Below are 20,308 nucleotides of genomic sequence, written 5' to 3'. Positions count from 1 at the left end.
CAGTATTCTCCTAAAACCATTCTTTCGAAAGTTCCATCTTATTTTACATTAAAATATTTCATTTTACCATTTGTTATGAAAGGTTAATAAAATTTTAGGCGGCAGAAACATTCCGGCCGCCTGTCAATGAATTTCTATTCAACTGATAACTAGTCGCCTTTACCAAAATAAAGTCTAATTTTGGAGCCTTCTTTTACCTTTGTACCTGGTGCAGGAGATTGACGAACCACAACATCCCCTTCACCACTGGCATCAATTTGTAAATTAATGAGCTGCTCACGAAGTTCACTTTTTGATAAACCAACAAAGTCCGGTAACTTTAACAGTGGTGAATCGGGCCATTTGATTTCTTTTTCTATTTGATCTTTTCGAGGTTCGACGCCCATCGCACTTAAGCTATCCTTCATGATGGCCCCAACGATTGGTGCGCTAACAACCCCGCCAAAAGCGGTCACACCTTTGGGATTATCAACGGCCACATACACAACAATTTGTGGATCATCAGCAGGAGCGAACCCCATAAAGGAAACAATAAAGTTATTTTCTAGATATCTTCCGTTTTGTGCCTTTTGGGCAGTACCCGTTTTACCCCCGACACGAAAGCCTTCTATAAATGCCTTGCCCCCTGATCCTTGGGCAACTACACTCTCAAGGGCATGGCGAATTTCTTTTGATGTTTCTTCTGTGACCACTCGCCTTTTCTCAACTGGGGTGTTTCTCATTACCACTTCTTTTGAAACAGGATCTATAAGCTCTTTCGCGATATAAGGCTTATACAGTATCCCACCATTGATGGCTGCAGAAACAGCAGCGACTTGCTGAATCGGTGTCACCGATACCCCCTGCCCAAAAGCAGTTGTGGCTTGTTCTACAGGACCCACTCGGTTCAAATTAAATAATATTCCTGTTCCTTCACCTTGCAAATCAATACCTGTCTTTTGGCCGAATCCAAAATCTTTAATATACTTAAAAAGTTTTTCTTTCCCTAAACGATTTCCTAATTCTACAAACCCCGGGTTACAAGAGTTTTCAACGACCTCCAAAAATGTTTGGTCACCATGTCCGCCCCTTTTCCAGCATTTTAACCTCGCACCTGCTACCTGGACAGATCCAGAATCATGAAAATGTTCTTTTTCTAGATTGACCTTCCCTTCATTTAGCGCAGCTGCTAGAGTAATAATCTTAAAGGTGGACCCCGGCTCATATGTTGACCAAACTGGAAGATTACGATTATACACTTCTTGTGGAACGTTTCGGAAATTCGCGGGATCAAAAGTCGGCCTGCTCGACATTGCCAAAATTTCTCCATTATTTGGATTCATGGCAATAGCCACAATACCGTCCGGATTATATTTTGCCTCTGCAATATCTAGCTCTCTTTCAACTACTTTTTGTATTTTTGAATCGATGGTGAGTTTTAATTCTAGACCGTTAACGGGATGCTCATAATCATCGGCCATGTCATTCATTCTTTCCCCTTTGGCATTGGCATAAAATTTCACTGCTCCCCGTTCACCACTTAACTCTTTATCATAATATTGCTCAAGTCCCATCAAACCTTGGTTATCTGCCCCTGTAAATCCAAGCACATGGGAAAGGTAACTTCCATTTGGATAGTAGCGCTTGGAGTCTTCACCAATATAGACACCCTCAAGACCGAGGGCTCTAATTTCTTTTGCCTTTTCATGAGATATTTTTCTTCCCTCTTTAATCCGAACCGACGATGCACTTTTTGTAATTTCGCGATAAGCGGCTTCTTTCGGCATATTTAATACAGATGCCAGTTTTTTAGCTGTTGCAGCTGGATCTTTAATCTGCCTAGGAATCACATAAACAGTCGGAGCACTAATATTTGTTGCCAATGCTATTCCATTTCTGTCGACAATTTGACCACGCTCTGGTTCAAAAGGAATATTCCGACTCCAAGATCCTTTGGCACGATCCGTTAACATATCACCTAGGACAAATTGGACGTATCCTAATCGAACATCAATGATTAAGAAGGTTAGGATTCCAACAAATAGTGCAATCATTAATCGCTTTCGGACAGTTACATTAGACACACGCATATAATGAATGATCCTCCTTTATCCCGCATTCACTTACCATTATCGTTCATTTATATGCTTGTACTTTTTTAAATAGAACGCAGTAACAACGCTGAAAAATGGAAAAGAGGATGTCCCAAAACAGAGTGTCAGACCCTCACAATCTCAACATATCGCTGCCCCTCCCTAAAAGGCGACATTATGTTGGATGTAAATCTTAAGGTCAATCCTGTTTTGAGACATCCTCTAATTGTTAATCTTGGACTTTTTCTTCCTTCGCTTTTACCGTTTCAGTATTTTGGGCATCCTTTTCAACATTCCATTGTTCTTCAGGTGTTTTTAAATCGACAATGAGAAAATCTCCCCGTTTTAATAAGGAATCTGGTTTAATATTTTGTTTGGTAACAAAGCCTTTACCCTTTGTAGTCAATTTTAAATCAGCGATATTTGCAATCTTCATGACATCTCTCAGTGACCAGCCCGTCATATCCGGTGCTGTCAGATCACTATCTGTTTGAATAATGACCTTTTCACCCTCTAATATAGTCGTACCAACCTTTGGCAACTGTCCAACTACCTTTGTTCCACCACCGAGTACAACTGGTTCAAAATCACTTGCTTTCAACTTTTTAACTGCTTCATCCACTGACTGTCCTTTTAGATTTGACAATTTATTTACTTCAGCCGTTTCAAGTTTAGATGGCTGGATATTTAAATAGTGCAGACTATTTTTCATGACTGGATTAAAAATGGCCGACACTGGAATAGCACCTTGACCAGCATCCATACCTTCAAGTTTTGGCTGCTGAACGGCTACATACACAATTAGTTTAGGATCATCTTTCGGTGCCATTCCTAAAAATGAGAACATATAATTGTTAACGCCTGATAAATATCTTCCCTTTGGCCCTGGGATATTTGCTGTACCTGTCTTCCCAGCTACACTATATCCATCTATTTTGTAACGTCCCCCTGTCCCCTTTGGTGAAGTCACTACCGTTTCCAAAATATCACGAACCTCCTTGGCAGTTTCAGCCGATATCGGCGTTGAAACTACCTCTGGTGACATCTCTTTTATTGGTTTCCCTGTGTCATGATTAACAATTTTATCAATTACATGGGGCTTTAACATTTTTCCGTCATTTGCGATTGCCGTAGCTGCTTGTATTTGTTGAATGGCTGTGATCGCTGTTCCCTGTCCATATGCCGTGGTGATTTTTTCACTTGGATAGGTGAATTGTATTTTTCCTGATGTTTCATCAGGCAGTTCGATTCCTGTCGGTTTATCAAAGCCAAATTTAGTTAAATACTCCCTGAACCGATCAAAACCTAACTTTTCTTTTGCTATTTTTGCGAACGCAACATTTGAAGAGCGTTGAACCCCTTCAAGATAGGTGATAGTCCCCCAACCAGAACCGTTATGGTCATGGATGGCTTTGTCCTTTTCAGTCACCCGAAAAGACCCAGACTGGTACGTCTCATTTGGATTAAATACTTTTTCCTGTATCGCTGCGGCAAGAGTGAAAATTTTCATCGTTGACCCTGGTTCAAATGATGTTTCAACCGCTTCATTATGCCAGCTGTCAGTTATTCCATCCTTTGTTTTTGGGTGGAACGATGGACGCTGGCCCATTGCCAAGATATCCCCTGTTTTTGGGTCCGCGACTACCGCAATAATTTTTTTCGGTTTATATTCTTTCACAACATTGTCCATAGCATCTTCTAAAAACGTTTGAATTTTTTGGTCAACGGTCAAATAGATGTCATTCCCATTTTGCGCCTGTGTGATTTTTTCCTTTCCATCGGGAAGGATATACCCCCATAAATCACTTTCATAATTAATCTTGCCGTCTTTTCCCGTCAGCTCTTCGTTATATTCTTTTTCAATTCCCATTTTACCAACTGCTTTATAGGTTTCATCCTTTTGTTCAATCCGGTCAGCATATCCTACTAAATGAGAAGCAAAAATTCCATTGGGATAGAAGCGTTTTGAATCACGGGAAAATGTAATTCCAGGCAGCTCTAGGTTTTCTATTTTTTTCTTTATTTCATACGTTATATCACGCCCGGCCCTGCCAAATTCAACCTGGAATTTTCCTTTTTTCTTTCCTTGGGTTAAAATCTTATAAATCTCTGACTCATCCATTTCAATATATTTAGCAAGTTCCTGTGCCGTTTTACGCAGGTCCTTTACATGTCTTGGCTTTTTGGAATCTGTCGTCATTTTTTTATCTAAAATGGCAATAAGTGTATAGGCAGCTGTATCTTCTGCTATAACCTCGCCCTTTCGGTCAAAAATAACTCCTCGAGCGGCCTGTAAGGTACCTTCTCTGTTATATTTTTGTTGAGCCTTTGCAGCAAGAGGCTGTCCGCTGACCTCACCCGTAATTTGGATGGAAAAAAATCTGCAAATCAATACAAAAAAGAGCAGGCCGAATATCCCAAACAATATCGCTGCTCCAACATTCATATAGGGCTGTTTCTTATTCATCTTTCCTGCACAACCTTGACGTTATTTTCATCTTTTATTAATCCTAACTTTTTTGCCTTTTCAAATATACGGTCATATGAACTTAATTCGCTTACCTGAACCTGCAAATCACCATTGACCTTTTGTTGTTCATTAATCTTTTCTTGCACGGTTTGAATGTCCTTGTTTACTTCGTATATTCTTGATTGATTAGAAATAAGATGAATTGCTCCAAAGCAGACCATTCCAGCAAATACGATTCCAATGATTTTTTCTCCTGGAGTAAGCCAGGACTTTTTTATTCTTACTTGACTCTTATTTGGGACAGACTGTTCTGCTTGTTGTTGTTCTAAATATTTCCTGGCAAGATTACTCAAACGTTTCCCCTCCAGATTATTCTAAATTAAAAGTTAAGCGAGCGTTTCTTCTTTTATATTTTTTCAGCAATACGAAGCTTCGCTGATCGAGCGCGGTTGTTTTGTTCTAATTCTTCTTCCGATGGAAGAATGGGTTTACGAGAGACTAATTTTAAAATTGGTTTATACTCATCAGGAATAATAGGTAAACCGTGAGGTAAAGAAGGGGTCTCACTCGCCTTCTTGAAGGCTGCCTTACAAATCCGATCCTCAAGTGAGTGGAAGGTGATAACACTAATTCTCCCCTCTGGATTTAGTAGGTCAATGGCTTGGTTTAATGACTTTTCAAATACAGCCAATTCGTCATTAACAGCAATTCTAACAGCCTGAAAAATTCTCTTGGCCGGATGGCCACCCTTCCTTCTTGCTGGGGCAGGAATCCCATCCTTAATCAAATCAACTAATTCGAATGTGGTTTCAATCGGTTTTATGGCACGTGCCGCTTCAATCTTCCTAGCTATTTGTTTTGAGAATTTTTCTTCTCCATAGCGAAAAAAGATGCGGACTAAATCTTCATATGCCCAATGATTAATGACATCATAAGCTGAAATATCGGCTTCATTATCCATTCGCATATCTAGTGGGGCATCATGGTGGTAGCTAAAGCCTCGTTCAGGTGTATCCAATTGTGGTGATGAAACACCAAGGTCATAAAGAACACCATCTACCTTTTCAATTCCTCGATCTTCAAGTTCTTCTTTCAAATATAAAAAATTGCTTTTAATGATTTCTAATTGATTTCCATATTCAGCTAATCTTTCTCTTGCATTGGCAATTGCTATCTCGTCTTGATCAAATGCAAACAGCTTTCCACCCTTACCTAACTTAGAAAGAATGAGAGCGCTATGTCCTGCACCGCCTAACGTACAATCGACATAAATGCCATCTGACTTAATATTTAATCCTTCAACAGCTTCATTCAATAACACAGTTGTATGTTCAAACATTTACGTACCTTCCTTTTCCAATCGAACGATATTTATGAGAAAATATATTAATATAACTTTCCCATTATATATCAAAGCCAATCATATTTTCTGCTATTTCCGCAAAAGATTCTTCAGACTCTGAAAAATAGTCTTCCCAAATCGACTTGCTCCATATTTCGATTCGATTGGAAACACCCAAAATGACACATTCTTTATCTAACTTTGCATATTGCAATAGCGGTGCCGGGATATTAATTCTTCCTTGTTTATCAAGTTCACTCTCTGTTGCACCAGAAAAGAAAAATCTAGTAAAAGCACGGGCATCTTTTTTTGTCAGAGGTAAGCCTTTTAACTTTTCTTCGATAAGCGTCCACTCTGATAATGGGTATCCAAATAAACATTGATCCAATCCACGTGTAATGATAAACATGTCACCAAGATCATCACGGAATTTGGAGGGCACAATTAACCGGCCTTTACTATCAATGCTGTGATGGTATTCACCCATAAACATACCCATTACCCCCACTTTCTATTAAAAATGTACCACATTCCCCCACTTTCCACCACCTATTTTTTAACTATTCGCCTCATTTTCTTTAAAACCCTTTTTATTGAGGGATTTTTTTATAAAAATAAAAAGGATGTCTTAAAAGGGTTAGACCCTTATAAGACATCCTCCATCTATAGTTTTATTACCTTGTGGCGGCCATCAAATTCATACGTCCCCGCCATTATGTCTTGAATAAAATTTAGCCCATAGTGATTTAAATAATAAAAAATATTCCAAACCCGTTCTTGCGGAAAGCCATCGGGCCGTAATGCAAGATCGACACGAGCATATTTATTTAACTGGACATCGTGTTTTAACTTAATAGCCTCTTCTAATTTTGCTTGCATGAAGTTCATTTCTTTTAGAAGATAACTCTCATTTTTCTTGAGCATTGGTAACAAAGCATGATTAATTTGTTCCGTTTTGGCTTCAATTAATTCGTACTGCTTCCTTAATTGATCAATCGTCCTTGAAAATAATTGTTCTAAATCCTTATCTTTGATAGTGGCTAAGAAGTGTTCTCTTTCCTTTTCTGTTCCATTAGTTAAAACATCGACAAGATCTAAATTCAATTCAGTCATATCGGTTTCAATCGAACGGTCCATAAAAGTGATATTCAAACGTGGAACAATGGGCGGCATTTTAATATCAAATTGCTCAAATACCAGTTTTAATTCTGCCCAGTAGGAAATTTCACCAGGACCTGCAATAAAGGCAATTGTCGGGAAAAGCCATTCCTGCATGAGTGGGCGGGTCACCACATTATTACTTAATAATGCTGGGTTTTCATCGAGTAACGCCATTAATTCTTCTTTTGAAAAGGTAATCGCACCACCTTTTCCCACAAATCGGTCGATTTCTCGGTGATATTCTAGCAGTACTCGCTCATTATGTCTTTGATCGTAGTAAAATAGGTTTGCTGCGTACTCGCTCGCATCAATCGTACAAGAAAAACCACTCTTTTCGATTTGTTTCTGTTGTTCTAATAACGAAAAAGTGATTGCTTCATGTTGTTGAATTTGTGCTCTAAAAAACTCTTTTTGTACTTGGCGGAATTCCCTATTCCCAGAATCAACAATTAAAAGCCCATAATCCTTAAAAAGCTCCATGATGATCTGGGCAAAGAAATCAACAAAGGTGGTTGATTTTAACAAATGCCCTTCAGCAAATTCTAACAAAGTATTTGTATGTTCGGTCTCCCCAAAATTCTCCACTAAATTTCGAACCCATGAAAGACAGACATCTTTGTTCAAATGAATATCTGACACCATTTTCTTTTGCAGGACTTTTTCGGGATAAATCCATTTATCCACCTGTTGCTTAACAGGTACAAACACATGATTCACTTCTTGAAAATCATGATCTTCGCCAGCAATCCAGAACACAGGTATAACAGGAATTCCAAGTTGTTTTTCTTTTTCTTCTGCTAATTTAATAATAGAAATAACTTTATGTATAGAATAAAGAGGTCCTGTTAATATACCTGCCTGTTGACCGCCAATGACCACGAGGCTATTATCTAGTTTTAATTTCTCTATTGAGTTTTTAACAGCTTCTGATGATGGAAAGCCCTCCATAAAGCTCTCAATGTGTGCAGCAACCTCCAAACGAGGAAACGGTCTGTTGTTTAATTCAGCTATTCTTTTCTTATCCGCTTGAAAGTCATTAAAACGATAATGAAAAAAAGGCTGAATTTCAGCAGATTGTTCCAAATAATTGGACGCAAACCGATTGGTTGCTGGTAGCGAGAGATTTAAAATCTCCATTCATGTACTTCCTTTCTGATTACCCAGATTCATTCTTTTAAGAGTATACCACTACCCAGCCCATTTGAAGAAAATTTTTGCTTCAAATTAGGATGAGAATGTAAAAATTACAGCACGAGAAACTAATCCAAAGACTGTCAAGGTGAGATAGGCTAGAAAAAACAAGATAAAATTAAACCGCCAAAAACCTTTGAATACCTTTTTCACAACGATTTCTTCTTTTACTTTCCAATGGACAAAGACAAACACCATTGCAATTAGGATCATTATTAATATTATTAACCAAAAAAAAGATTTCCCCCATACTGTAACAATTAAAAAATGAACGGAAATGATAAAAAAAATGGTTGTATAATCCATGGCCTTTTGCAATGATTTATGCGTATTTTTAGTCATTAATTTTAAAAGTAAAAAAACAAGAATCAAACTCAATAATGGCATTGTAAAGAAAACAGTTAAGATAGCGGAAAGAATGGTGCTCATATATTTTTTTCCTCCCTATTGATTTCTTTACCCTTAATTAAGTAATAAAGATTTTCAATTTGCGGAGCTTCTTTCCCTTGTCTGCCTGCTTCTTCTAATAGAAAACCTAAAATCGCATCAATTTCTGTCAGCCGATTGGCTTCAACATCCTTTAGCATCGAAGAACGATTATCAGCTGTACTTTTACAAATGTCAATAACTTGTTTCAGATAAGCTTCCGGTTGTACTAGGTTCAGTATAAAAGAGATTTCGGTAAAGAGATTTTGTAATACCCGAAAATAAAACTGATTATCGACTAATACTCCATTTTCCACCTGCAAGAGTGCCGTTAATGGGTTAATAACCGCGTTAGCAATTAACTTTTTAACCAGCATTTCAAAATAATCTTCTTGAAAAACGAATGGAAACTCAGAGGACAATGCCGCTGAAAATTTTACTAAGGCTGTACTTTCGCCTTGAAACAAAGCCACATTTGTCACTCCTTCACCATTATGCCGAACTGTAAATGCATTCTTTTTAAGTGCCCCATGTTCCACCGAACCGACAAATAGGTTATTTGACCTCAATCCTTCAAGCAACTTTAAATGGCCCATTCCATTTTGGATAAATAATAGGTTTTCAGGAAGGGGCTGTAAATCATCTATTGTTTGAATGATAGCTGGAAGCTGATATTGTTTAACTGCTATTATCGTAAAATCTTCTCTTCCCCTCCACTCTGTAATCGGCAGAGAATTAATCCACGATACACACTCTTCCTTCCCTTTTTGCAGCAAGATTCCGTTATTTTTAATCGCAGCAGCTTGTTCTTCCGTTCTAGTATAGAGGACTACTTCAAATGCCTTACTTATATAGGAAGCAAACAATAATCCTATCGATCCCCCACCGATAATTCCAACCTTCATGTTAATCCCTCTTTTTTCACGCTTTTCTAATATTTTATCAGATGAACTAGATGGTTTGATAGAAAAAAAACCTTTTCATCGAAAAGGGTCAGGCTATCGAGAAACTCTCGACAGCCTTTATTTGATTTAGTATCTTTAATAATTCTCTGCGTTTAATTATTATAATACTATTAATAAATAGACTATTCGACGTGTCTGTTGATTGGCGCTCCAGACACTTCGCTTTCCGCGGGCGTGCCGGGGAGCCTCCTCGGCGCAAGCGCCTGTGGGGTCTCCCCCTGCCCCGTACTCCCGCAGGAGTCTTCGTGCCTTCCGCGCCAATCAACAGGTGTTAGTAATTAGATTAGCAGTTCAACCAATCATTTATAAAAATAAGTGGTGATATCAATGTGTAAACCAAAAGAGTCTAGCCAAAAGGGTATCTCTTTAGCATTCGGTTTGAAAGACAATTAGAAAAAGAAATGAAAATGAACTTTGCTTATCGATGTTTTTTAGGTTTGAAATTCAAAGACTGTCTACTTTTATCCCCTTGCACACGTTCAAAAATAAGGTGAAAGTTGATACACGCCAAGTATGGAAGGAGTACATGGAAAAGGTAAGCGTAAATCTCTTATCTAAATCAGGAAAAGAGTTATATAAATTTAGAAGGGGAAAATTGAGTGAAGCTTTGCTACTGCCGGTTACGGTGTATAAAAAAAGCAAGTGAGCTGGCTCTTCTTACCGCAGCTTGCCAGAACATGAAAAAGATTGCGACACACTTATTCAGACTGGAAAAGGTGTGTGGCAATTCTTTAGGTTGATTAATCTCCTGTTGATTGGAGCGGAAGGTGCGAAGACTCCTGCGGGAGTACGGGGACAGGGGAGACCCCGCAGGCGCGGAACGCGCCGAGGAGGCTTCCCGCACCGCCCGCGGAAAGCGAAGCACCTGGAGCGGAAATCAACAGGCCCCTTTGCAGGGGGAATTTTTAATAATAATGGCAATTTAAATTCCAATAAAATAAAAAAATGGCTGAGGAATATACCCTTTCCGACAATCTGACCCTTTTCATCGAAAAGGGTCATGTCAACTAAACAGGATATACCGGATGTTTCCGGACACTGAAGGCTAATTCTTTTGTTTCATAATAACTAAAACGTTGGATCAGGACTTCACGCAACTCGGAAGGAGCAACAATTTCATCTATGATCAGCTCCGATGCAAGCTTATAAATGTCAATATGCTCTTTATACTCTTTTTGCTTCTCTTGAACAAAGGCGATTTTTTCCTTGGGATCGCTAATCTCATTAATTTTATTAGAATAAACAGCATTTACTGCTGCCTCTGGACCCATAACAGCAATTTGTGCAGTTGGCAAAGCAATACAGCAATCCGGTTCAAAGGCCGGACCGGCCATAGCATATAGACCTGCACCATATGCCTTTCTAACAATTACAGAGATTTTCGGTACAGTTGCCGAGCTCATCGCGGCAATTAATTTCGCACCATGACGAATGATGCCAGCCCGTTCAACTTTTGTCCCAATCATAAAGCCAGGAACATCTGCTAAGAATAATAATGGAATATGGAAGGCATCGCATAGTTGGATGAACTTTGCTGCTTTATCTGCAGAATCAACAAATAAAACCCCCCCCTTAACCTTTGGCTGATTAGCAATTACCCCCACAGCTCTTCCATTGATTCTAGCTAATCCGGTTATTAATTCAGGAGCAAATAATTTTTTTATTTCATATAAACTGCCATTGTCCACTAATCGTTCAATAGCCTCTAGCATATCAAAGGGTGCATTCTGATTCTCGGGAATTATCGCTTCAAGTTCACGACCTTCCTTTGCATCCATTCCGTCGGTCATTTTTGGTTTTTCTTTAAAGCTGGCAGGAAAATAGCTAATATATTTTTTAGCTGATTCGATCGCTTCTTCCTCACTGTACGTCAAAACATCGCCGCAGCCGCTTATGGTACAATGCATGCGGGCCCCGCCCATTTCCTCTAAGGTTACTTTTTCACCGATTACTTTTTCAGCCATACGAGGAGAACCTAGGTACATGGAAGCATTTTGATCAACCATTATCACAATATCACAAAAGGCCGGGATATATGCACCTCCTGCCGCAGAAGGACCAAACAAAATACATACCTGTGGAATCATCCCCGAGAGCTTCACTTGATTATAAAAAATTTTCCCTGCACCACGACGATTCGGAAACATGTCTAGTTGATCCGTGATTCTTGCACCTGCTGAATCGACAAGATAAAATAACGGAACCTTTAATTTTTCGGCAACTTCTTGAATCCGAATAATTTTTTCAACTGTACGAGCACCCCAGGAACCCGCTTTAATTGTCGAATCATTAGCCATGGCACATACTGTCTGCCCGTTAATTCTACCGATTGCTGTTATAACGCCATCGGCAGGAAGGTCCCCTGCATGAAAATTAGCAAATTTCCCATCTTCTTCATACCTTCCATCATCAAACAATAAGGCTAATCGGTCGCGGGCAAATAACTTGTTTTGCTCTTTAGCCTTTTCGTGATATTTTGGATGGCCGCCCATTTCAATTTTCTTTCTATGTTCATTTAATTGGTCGTTAAAGGTGTGTATGGTTCCCATATTACTCCCCCTCTCGGAATGACTATTCTAAAACGAGCAGAACATCGTCTTCATTTACGAAATCACCGATGCTTACTTTTATTTCCCTGACTAAACCCTCTATTCCACTTTCAATTGGAATCTCCATTTTCATTGACTCTAACATAATAACTTCCTGTTCTGGCTTGACTTGGTCCCCCTCTGCGACGAAAATATTTAAAATGGTACCTGCCATTGATGATGTAATTTCCTTCATAGTTTTACACTCCTTAAAAAATTTGTAGTGTATGACCCCTTTTGAAAGTCAGCATTCTCGAGAATACTTAAAAAAAGTGGTACATTTGTTTTAATTCCTTCTATTTCTACATCTGTAAAAAAGCTTTTTGCTATAGTAAGGGCCTTTTCACGAGATTCCCCATAAACGATGCATTTAGCAATCATCGGATCGTAATATGGTGTTACCGTTCCACCTTCATCATAGCCAGAATCAATTCTAACTCCCTCTTTTTGATTCCAATGAAGCGTGGTAATTTTTCCTGGAGATGGTAAAAAGCGAACAGGATCCTCTGCATAAAGACGGAATTCAATAGCGTTTCCTGTCGAAGAAATTTCCGATTGCATCGAAGGTAAGCGTTCACCAGCAGCAATTTGAATTTGCCATTTTACTAAATCCAGTCCCGTAATCGCTTCGGTCACAGGATGCTCCACTTGTAAACGCGTATTCATTTCCAGAAAGTAAAAATTTTCATTTTTATCGACAATGAATTCAATCGTTCCTGCGTTCGTATAGTTAACAGCACGAGCTGCCCTTAGCGCTGTTTCAAACATTTTATGTCGGGCTTGCTCTGATAGAAAAGGTGATGGTGATTCTTCAACTACCTTTTGATGCCTTCTTTGAATGGAACAATCCCTTTCATATAGGTGTACCAGGTTGCCATGTTGGTCTCCAAAAACTTGAACTTCCACATGCCGGCTATTATCAATATATTTTTCAATAAAAACTTCATTTGAACCGAAATAGGCCATTGCTCTTGTTCTCGTTGAATCAAACGATTTAACGAGCGCTTGCTCATTTTCACATAGGACCATCCCGATTCCACCGCCCCCTCCACTTGCTTTAAGCATAATAGGATAGCCGATGGTCTCAGCAAGGTTACATGCCTCTTCAATCGTTTTTAAACCCTTGCTGCTTCCAGGGACAACTTGAACCCCGGCTTTCTCCATCGTTTGGCGAGAAACAATTTTGTCCCCCATAAGTTCAATGGTTTCTGGCCTTGGTCCAATAAAAATCATTCCTTCCATCATTACCTGTTTGGCAAAATCAGCGTTTTCAGACAAAAATCCATAACCAGGGTGAATAGCATCTACTTGCTCACGTTTTGCTATTTCCAAAATCTTATCTCTTTGTAAATAGGATTTGTTAACAGGTGGTTCCCCTACACAAATAGCCTTGGTTGCAGCTTTTACAAAAGGCATTTCCTTATCGGCTTCGGAATAAATAGCAATAGTCTCAATCCCCATCTCGTGACAGGTTCTAATAATTCGAAGGGCAATTTCTCCGCGATTGGCAATTAAAATTCTTTGCATATTTTTTCCCCTTTCCTATTCCTTTTGTTCCATCGATATAATGTTTCTACATAATTCTTCGAATTTCCTGCAAATTTTGAAAACGCTTCCTAAAGTAAATTTGAGGAACTTTTTGTATTTTTGTTATATAATGATATTAGTCCATTTAGAATAATGGAAAAATTAATTCAATTCTTTTCATGTTATTCAGATTTCCTTGAATTTATACGATGGTTATGAGCTTATCATTCTTTTAGGAGGTAAACAATGGTTGTAAAAGTGGAAAAGCTAAAAATAAATTTTAAAACATTAGAAGAGTTTAAAGAATTTAAAGAATATGGGATTCAAGAATTATCTATGCTTGAGGACCTTGAAGAAAATATGATAGATAATAATAACGAGTCACCGTTTTATGGAATTTATTTCGGGGACAAACTAGTAGCACGAATGAGTTTATATCAAATTGACGCTAAATTTGACCGCTATTTCTATCCGCCGCAAAACTATTTAGAGTTATGGAAGCTCGAAGTATTGCCAGGATATCAAGGCAAGGGCTTTGGTAACACTCTAGTTGAATTTGCTAAAAACTTTGGACTTCCAATAAAGACAAACCCAAGAGTCCAATCTAGAAGCTTTTGGGAGAAAATGGGGTTTAGCAATGTTGAATATGATATGGAACGAGATCGTGGAGAAAACCCATTAGTCTGGTATCCAGAGGGCGTAGAAGCGCAGCACCAATAAAATAGTAAAAAGCGGACATAAATAAGTCCGCTTTTTTATTTTTCCACTCTTTCTAGGTTTCCATTTTTGTCCATTTGAAATTTCACTTTTTGTTGTCGATCCTCGTCATGGAGAACAACCATTTTTCGGGCTCTCTCCATAATTTCAATTAAAGAACGATAATCTTCTTCAATGGCCGTTAAATTTTTTGCCAGTCTTTCATTTTCCGCAGCTAAATAATATGTCTTTTTTTCCAACTCTTTGATTTTTTCGATGGAATGTTGTCTGTCTTCTTCGAAATTAGAGGAGGCTTCCGCTTGTTTATAAAGTCCCTCTAAGAAATGAATAACTGCCGGAAATGTGATGGCTCCCTCCTGTTCACTGCCAGATGAGGAATGGGCACTTTCCACATTGTCAGGCTGTTGAATAGATTCTCCTCCAGTTGGATCCTCTTGTTTTTTTAATTCTTTACGTTGCTTCTTAGCCAGCTCAATTCCTGATTTATACTGTTTTCTTACATATGAATTCCAACGGAAACCACAAGCTGCTGAAGTTCTCGTTAATTGCTTGCCTACCTCCTCAAATGCTTGGAGTTGTGTTCCGCCTTCACGGATGTGTCTTAGTACAACTTCAGCAAGTAACAAATCCTCATCTTGCGACCATGCATCTTGTCGTGTGGGTGACATCTGTTCATCCCTCCTAGTGTTTTTATAATACATATGCATCTACTAGAAAAGATAGACTTCCACAGAAGTTGTCTTTTAATCTTTATTCACAGTTTTTTACTGACAAACGTTTTTACATAGTTATGATGTGCTTCGCTTTCCCATAATAGGGAACAATTTTGTACTTCTTCCTCTATTCTCTCAAGCAGCTTGTTTTCTTCCCACTTTCTTGTCCATACTCGTTTATAGGACTTAAGCACACTCAAATCGACTGCTATCATTTTTTCAATAAATGTCTCAACTGCCTGAAGTGAGTCCTTTTCGAAGATGGCGTTAATAAAGCCCGCATCTTTTAATTCTTCAGCTGTTTGCAGCTCTGCTTCCATTAACAATTTCATCGCATTGGCTGCTGGAAGTTTCTCAGCTAGGATGGATCCGCCTCCCCAGCCAGTAGTGATGGCCTGTTTCCCCTGAACAAACCCTGCTTTTATCCCTTTCCGTGCTAACCGAAAATCACAGGCAGCAGCAAGTTCACAACCGCCGCCAACAGCTGTTCCATTAATGAGAGCAACGGTTGGAATTGGTAGGGTAAGCAGTGAATAAAGAATAGCGGCCATTTTCGAAAGCATTTGGTAAGCTTCCTCCTTGGTGTGCAGAGAATGAAATACAGACAAGTCTCCTCCGGAACAAAATGCATGGTCCCCTAATCCAGTAATAATGAGTGCCTTTATATCTTCTTCCTTTGCCCTTTTTATTGCCTTTGCTAATCCTTCCATCACCTCATAATTAATTGCGTTTCTTTTTTCATTTCTCGTGATCATGAATAAAAGATAACCCTTCTCCCGTTTTTCTAACCTATATGACAAGTCTTCTCGCCTCTTTTCCATAAATTTTCGTATAGCTAGGGGTGTAATTGCTGTTTGAAATCAACAATCGTTATCTATGTAAATGATATCCCTTGAAGAAACGACAAAAGCACAAGGGCATAATGCTCCTTGTGCTTTTTATCCTATCGGAAATTAGTCGTTAACAACGTTTTTCCCTTTGTATGTTCCGCAAGCTTTACATACGCGGTGTGCAAGTTTCATTTCACCACAGTTTGGGCAACTTACCATACCAGGTACGTTTAATTTAAAATGAGTACGACGCTTTCTTTTTGCAGTTTTAGAAGTTCTTCTAAAAGGTACAGCCATTCTTCCCACCTCCTTAAAGAGTATTAAGAAAGTAATGAAGGCCAGGAATACTGGTTCTTCACTTTGCTTCTTAGATTTGCCGATTATGATTCGGAAGAATTGTTTTCGTCAAAAAACTTTGCAAGTCCTGCTAGTCTTGGATCAATCTTTTTGGACTGGTCCTCTCCTTGAATAACTTCCCAATCCTTACCGGACTGCGGAGCCGCTTCTTCGGAGTTTACATCATCACAAAACACTTGCATTGGAACCTCAAGTAAAAGTATTTCACGAATGATTGGCATAACATCAATCACATCGCCTTTAACTTGATATGCTTCCTCTTCAGTTTCATACGCTGAACCTTGTAAGAGGAAAGTTTCAGTTGTTTCGACATTAATTGGAAGTTTAACATCCACTAAAGTACGAGAACAAGGAAGTATTAAATGACCTTCGATATTTAAATGGAATGTCACTTTCGTTGAATCGATATCACCCCGACCCGTAATATGCATCGGAGATACATCAAGGATAGTGGGATCAACTTGTTTGATCTCATCCACTCGAATAATCTCATCAATTAAAAAATCCTTGTTTCGATATTTCTGTAATTGACTTAATGTCCATTTCAATTGAATCACCCCAAGGCAACAAAGGTAATTATAGCCTTCGATAATATTTTTGTCAATGTTTTTTCTTTACACCTCGTCAGGTGTTTTTTCGCTAAAATGAATTCACTAAAATGAGTTTTTCTATTATAGTGTATCCAGTTAAGCTTTTTGCAAACATCTACAACATCTTATCATATTATTTGATTAGTTTCCTTAAAATTTTGCTATAATGTTATTAAATTTCTAAAAGGAGAGCGTAAATGAAAGCTGTGGGCGTAATTGTCGAATACAACCCTTTTCATAATGGACATGCCTTTCATGTAAAGGCTGCAAAGGAAGCAACTAATGCGGATATCGTCATCGCTGTCATGAGTGGTAATTTTTTACAAAGAGGAGAACCTGCGCTTGTTTCCAAATGGTATCGGACAAAGATGGCATTACTGAATGGGGTTGATATCGTTTTTGAACTCCCCTATCGTTTTGCAGTCCACAAGGCCGAAACATTTGCACAAGGAGCTGTATCTATTCTAGATGCGGCATGCTGTGATTCGCTCTGCTTCGGAAGTGAGAGCGGCGATCTTTCTGCATTTTTACAAACCATTCATTATCTAGAAGAACAGCAACAGGCCCTTGATGAAAATATTAAGCGATTCATGGGCACAGGTGTAAGTTATCCAAAGGCTCAATCCTTAGCCTTTCGTGAATTGTCCAATTCAGAACAATATTTAGATTTAACAAAGCCCAATAATATCCTTGGCCTTGAATACATAAAAGCAATAAACCAGCAAAAAAGCAGCATTAAACCATTGACGATTGCCCGAAAAAATGCCGACTATCACGATGAGCACTTTGCTTCTGAAACAATTGCCAGTGCGACGAGTATCCGAAAAGCCATTTTCTCGAATGAGGCTGGTGAAACGGAAATTGACCAATATGTACCAGAACCTACAAAACAATTATTAACTGCCTATCTGGATCATTATCATGTCTTTCACCAATGGGAAAATTACTGGACCTATCTCCAATTTCGTCTTCTGCAGTCCAATCCGGATGAACTAAGAGAAATTTATGAAGTGGAAGAAGGGCTGGAGAACAGATTACTAGCTGCAGCACGAAAGTCAACGAGTTTTCGAGAATTTATGCGAAATATTAAAACAAAACGATATACATGGACAAGGCTGCAAAGAGTATGCGTTCACATTTTAATGAATACGAAAAAAAGAGAAATAATGAACTACTCGAATAAAGCCTCTTATATTAGACTTTTAGGAATGACCAGCAAAGGAAAAGAATATTTGAATAAGAGAAAAAAAGATTTTAACCTTCCCATTGTTTCTAAACTATCTTCTTTCAAGGAAAAAGAGATTCAACTTGATGTTAAAGCGGCACGAATTTACGCATTAGGTGTCCCCAATCACTTGAAAAATACCATGATCAATCAAGAATATAAACAGCCGCCCATATTTGTAGAGTAAAAAAGATGATGCTTTGGCATCATCTTTTTTTATCAGGCAGTGCCTCTAAATACTGAACGGCATCATCAAATGTATCAATTGGAATAATCCTCATGTTGGTATGAATATCCTTGGCCGTTTTTATCGCATTCCGGTAATTAGAATCCTTTGCCCCTTTTTCATTAGGAGCTAAAAAGATTTCAGCACCTGCTTTGTCAGCCGCAACAATTTTTTGCTCAATTCCCCCGATGGGACCCACTACCCCTTTTTCGTCAATGGTTCCTGTTCCTGCTATTTGGTATCCTTTCGTTAAATCTCCTTCCGCTAACTGGTTATAGATTTCCAAAGAAAACATGAGTCCTGCAGATGGACCGCCAATCGCGTCGGTCTTCACGTTTACCTTTGGATCTACAATAATATCCTTATCATCCACGAGTGAAATCCCTATCCCAATCTTTGTCGGATCCTCTTTAAATTGCTGAAGACTTAAGGTAACAGTGTCCGTTTTTTTATTTCTTGAATAGGTAAGGGTGACGTGATCACCAGCTTGTTTTTTGCCAACATATTCAATGAATTTTTCCGATGAAGAGAATGGGGAACCATCTACTTTATAGATGCGATCACCTACTTGAAGCTTTCCTTCTGCAGGCATTCCTGGAACTACCTGGACAACATAAATGCCTTTATATTTGTAGTGAATCGGCAATCCTGCCTTTCGGTAGGCAACGTCAATCGCATTTAGTTTAGATCCCGCCATCATGTGAAGCTGTCTGGCATTATATTCTTCCTCTGTTTCCTTGTTAGATAAGATCAAGTCCAATGGATAAAGTTCTTCATATTTAATCAATTTTGCTTCTAAATAAGAATAGATGTTTGCTCTTCCCATTCTAACGGTTGTCAGCATAAAGTTACCTTCATCTTTATCGCCGCCTTCAACTGTTATGATGGGCCCTAGTTCTTTGGCCATTCCAGGTTTCGAAACATAATAAGGCAATGTATAATACATTCCGCCAATTAAAATAAGAGCCAACAACAGTGCTAACCCCGCATACCATTTTTTTTGCATCTTTCGTGTTACCCCTTCCATTGTTCTATAACCGCTGCTATTTGCTTTATTTGTTTTTCTGTTTCTTCTTTACCCACATTAATAATTTCTTCAATATTAGTGAAAGCTCGTGAGCTATACATTTCAACAGGCGGGCGTATCATAATATCCGCTGAGGATTCTCTATTGTTGATGATTTCTATTTGCATAATATCAATGCTCTGCATAATAACATCATAAATAGTGGTAATTTCAGCATTCCGTTTCACTCTTGAAACATCCACCGCAATCACAATATCAGCCCCCATATCTTTTACAACCGAAATAGGAACACGATCTGATACGCCGCCATCCACTAAAATTCTTCCATTATATTTTTCCGGAACAAAAATTCCAGGGATAGAGATGCTTGCTCTGACTGCTTCAGCCACAGGTCCTGATTGAAAAATGACTTTTTCCCCTGTCAATAAATCCGTTGCCACAATCCCAATCGGAATTGAGAGTTCTTCAATATTCTTACCATGGGTAAACACCCTAATAAATTCTTTAATTTTTTTCCCTGATATAAAGCCCATCTTAGGAACAGTAAAATCCAAAAAGTACTTTCGTTTAAAAGCAGTCGATAATTTATATAACCGATTTAAGTCAATGTCTGCCCCATAAAAACTAGCTACAAGTGCCCCCATACTGCTCCCAGCAATAAGATGAATCGGAATTCCCGCAGCCTTCAACGCCATAATAACACCTAAATGAGCAAACCCTCGTGCACCACCAGAACCAAGTGCTAAACCAATTTTTGGCTGCCCCATAACTGTTGACCTCCTAGTGATAAAAAATCAAGAGAAATCTCGTTCAATCTTATGGTCTAAATTGCTGTTCTATGAGTATATTTGATTTATATGAGGACAAGTAGAAAAGCTTAG

The 20,308-nt window shown here is 38.6% G+C and carries 19 protein-coding genes and 1 pseudogene; 3 read left to right on the top strand and 17 right to left on the bottom strand.

Annotation, left to right across the window (positions count from 1 at the left end):
• Positions 1-149 precede the first annotated feature (149 nt).
• The 8 genes from AC3ANL_RS08145 to AC3ANL_RS08110 form a co-directional block, all read right to left on the bottom strand.
• Positions 150-2,069, bottom strand: coding sequence for a stage V sporulation protein D (locus AC3ANL_RS08145; RefSeq protein ID WP_488328726.1), 1,920 nt, complete (start codon positions 2,067-2,069; stop codon positions 150-152).
• A gap of 232 nt (positions 2,070-2,301) precedes the next feature.
• Positions 2,302-4,539, bottom strand: coding sequence for a penicillin-binding protein (locus AC3ANL_RS08140; RefSeq protein ID WP_488328725.1), 2,238 nt, complete (start codon positions 4,537-4,539; stop codon positions 2,302-2,304).
• The gene (gene ftsL, locus AC3ANL_RS08135) at positions 4,536-4,895 is read right to left on the bottom strand and encodes a cell division protein FtsL (protein WP_488328724.1); all 360 of its coding nucleotides are present in this window, start codon (positions 4,893-4,895) and stop codon (positions 4,536-4,538) included. Before ftsL ends, AC3ANL_RS08140 begins: the two co-directional genes overlap by 4 nt.
• A 53-nt stretch (positions 4,896-4,948) precedes the next feature.
• Positions 4,949-5,881 (bottom strand): 16S rRNA (cytosine(1402)-N(4))-methyltransferase RsmH, encoded by a 933-nt coding sequence (gene rsmH / locus AC3ANL_RS08130; RefSeq protein ID WP_488328723.1) that lies wholly within the window; start codon positions 5,879-5,881, stop codon positions 4,949-4,951.
• Between the two features lie 64 nt (positions 5,882-5,945).
• Positions 5,946-6,377, bottom strand: a complete 432-nt coding sequence (mraZ, locus tag AC3ANL_RS08125; RefSeq protein ID WP_488328722.1) for a division/cell wall cluster transcriptional repressor MraZ — start codon at positions 6,375-6,377, stop codon at positions 5,946-5,948.
• Between the two features lie 170 nt (positions 6,378-6,547).
• Entirely contained in the window at positions 6,548-8,182 is a 1,635-nt protein-coding gene (bshC, locus tag AC3ANL_RS08120) for a bacillithiol biosynthesis cysteine-adding enzyme BshC (protein ID WP_488328721.1), read from the bottom strand.
• A gap of 87 nt (positions 8,183-8,269) precedes the next feature.
• Complete coding sequence (locus AC3ANL_RS08115) at positions 8,270-8,665, bottom strand: DUF3397 domain-containing protein (RefSeq protein WP_488328720.1); 396 nt, start codon at positions 8,663-8,665, stop codon at positions 8,270-8,272.
• The gene (locus AC3ANL_RS08110; RefSeq protein ID WP_488328719.1) at positions 8,662-9,567 is read right to left on the bottom strand and encodes a 2-dehydropantoate 2-reductase; all 906 of its coding nucleotides are present in this window, start codon (positions 9,565-9,567) and stop codon (positions 8,662-8,664) included. Before AC3ANL_RS08110 ends, AC3ANL_RS08115 begins: the two co-directional genes overlap by 4 nt.
• 512 nt (positions 9,568-10,079) lie before the next feature.
• Here AC3ANL_RS08110 and AC3ANL_RS08105 point away from each other — a divergent pair.
• A pseudogene (locus AC3ANL_RS08105) lies at positions 10,080-10,367 on the top strand (transposase); the annotation flags it as partial.
• Positions 10,368-10,634: 267 nt separating this feature from the next.
• Here the strand turns inward: AC3ANL_RS08105 and AC3ANL_RS08100 are convergent.
• Genes AC3ANL_RS08100 through AC3ANL_RS08090 form a run of 3 tightly spaced genes read right to left on the bottom strand, consistent with a single transcriptional unit; the run spans position 10,635 to position 13,742 of the window.
• Positions 10,635-12,176, bottom strand: coding sequence for an acyl-CoA carboxylase subunit beta (locus AC3ANL_RS08100; protein WP_488328718.1), 1,542 nt, complete (start codon positions 12,174-12,176; stop codon positions 10,635-10,637).
• 22 nt (positions 12,177-12,198) lie between these two features.
• On the bottom strand, positions 12,199-12,411 hold the full coding sequence (locus AC3ANL_RS08095) for a biotin/lipoyl-containing protein (RefSeq protein ID WP_488328717.1): 213 nt from the start codon (positions 12,409-12,411) through the stop codon (positions 12,199-12,201).
• Entirely contained in the window at positions 12,408-13,742 is a 1,335-nt protein-coding gene (locus tag AC3ANL_RS08090; protein WP_488328716.1) for an acetyl-CoA carboxylase biotin carboxylase subunit, read from the bottom strand. Before AC3ANL_RS08090 ends, AC3ANL_RS08095 begins: the two co-directional genes overlap by 4 nt.
• Before the next feature lie 246 nt (positions 13,743-13,988).
• Between AC3ANL_RS08090 and AC3ANL_RS08085 the strand changes: the two genes are divergently transcribed.
• Positions 13,989-14,462 carry an N-acetyltransferase gene (locus AC3ANL_RS08085; RefSeq protein WP_488328715.1) on the top strand — a complete coding sequence of 158 codons (474 nt, stop codon included), beginning with the start codon at positions 13,989-13,991 and terminating at the stop codon, positions 14,460-14,462.
• A gap of 35 nt (positions 14,463-14,497) precedes the next feature.
• On the opposite strand, the gene AC3ANL_RS08080 is transcribed toward AC3ANL_RS08085, so the two are convergent.
• The 4 genes from AC3ANL_RS08080 to AC3ANL_RS08065 form a co-directional block, all read right to left on the bottom strand.
• Positions 14,498-15,127 (bottom strand): RsfA family transcriptional regulator, encoded by a 630-nt coding sequence (locus AC3ANL_RS08080; RefSeq protein WP_488328714.1) that lies wholly within the window; start codon positions 15,125-15,127, stop codon positions 14,498-14,500.
• A gap of 86 nt (positions 15,128-15,213) precedes the next feature.
• Entirely contained in the window at positions 15,214-15,972 is a 759-nt protein-coding gene (locus AC3ANL_RS08075) for an enoyl-CoA hydratase/isomerase family protein (protein WP_488328713.1), read from the bottom strand.
• A 153-nt stretch (positions 15,973-16,125) separates the two neighbouring features.
• Positions 16,126-16,299 carry a 50S ribosomal protein L32 gene (gene rpmF, locus AC3ANL_RS08070; RefSeq protein ID WP_205179447.1) on the bottom strand — a complete coding sequence of 58 codons (174 nt, stop codon included), beginning with the start codon at positions 16,297-16,299 and terminating at the stop codon, positions 16,126-16,128.
• An 83-nt stretch (positions 16,300-16,382) separates the two neighbouring features.
• Positions 16,383-16,907 (bottom strand): YceD family protein, encoded by a 525-nt coding sequence (locus AC3ANL_RS08065; RefSeq protein ID WP_488328712.1) that lies wholly within the window; start codon positions 16,905-16,907, stop codon positions 16,383-16,385.
• A 239-nt stretch (positions 16,908-17,146) separates the two neighbouring features.
• Between AC3ANL_RS08065 and AC3ANL_RS08060 the strand changes: the two genes are divergently transcribed.
• Entirely contained in the window at positions 17,147-18,361 is a 1,215-nt protein-coding gene (locus tag AC3ANL_RS08060) for a nucleotidyltransferase (protein ID WP_488328711.1), read from the top strand.
• Between the two features lie 19 nt (positions 18,362-18,380).
• Here AC3ANL_RS08060 and AC3ANL_RS08055 read toward each other — a convergent pair whose 3' ends face one another.
• Positions 18,381-19,406: a SepM family pheromone-processing serine protease gene (locus tag AC3ANL_RS08055; RefSeq protein WP_488328710.1), complete on the bottom strand. Its 1,026-nt coding sequence runs from the start codon at positions 19,404-19,406 to the stop codon at positions 18,381-18,383.
• 8 nt (positions 19,407-19,414) lie between these two features.
• On the bottom strand, positions 19,415-20,194 hold the full coding sequence (locus tag AC3ANL_RS08050; RefSeq protein WP_488328709.1) for a patatin-like phospholipase family protein: 780 nt from the start codon (positions 20,192-20,194) through the stop codon (positions 19,415-19,417).
• Positions 20,195-20,308 lie beyond the last annotated feature (114 nt).

The organism is Neobacillus sp. DHD-1R, from assembly GCF_057747995.1.
The sequence above is the reverse complement of the archived record's forward strand: the minus strand, read 5'-3'. Positions and strand labels throughout refer to the sequence as shown.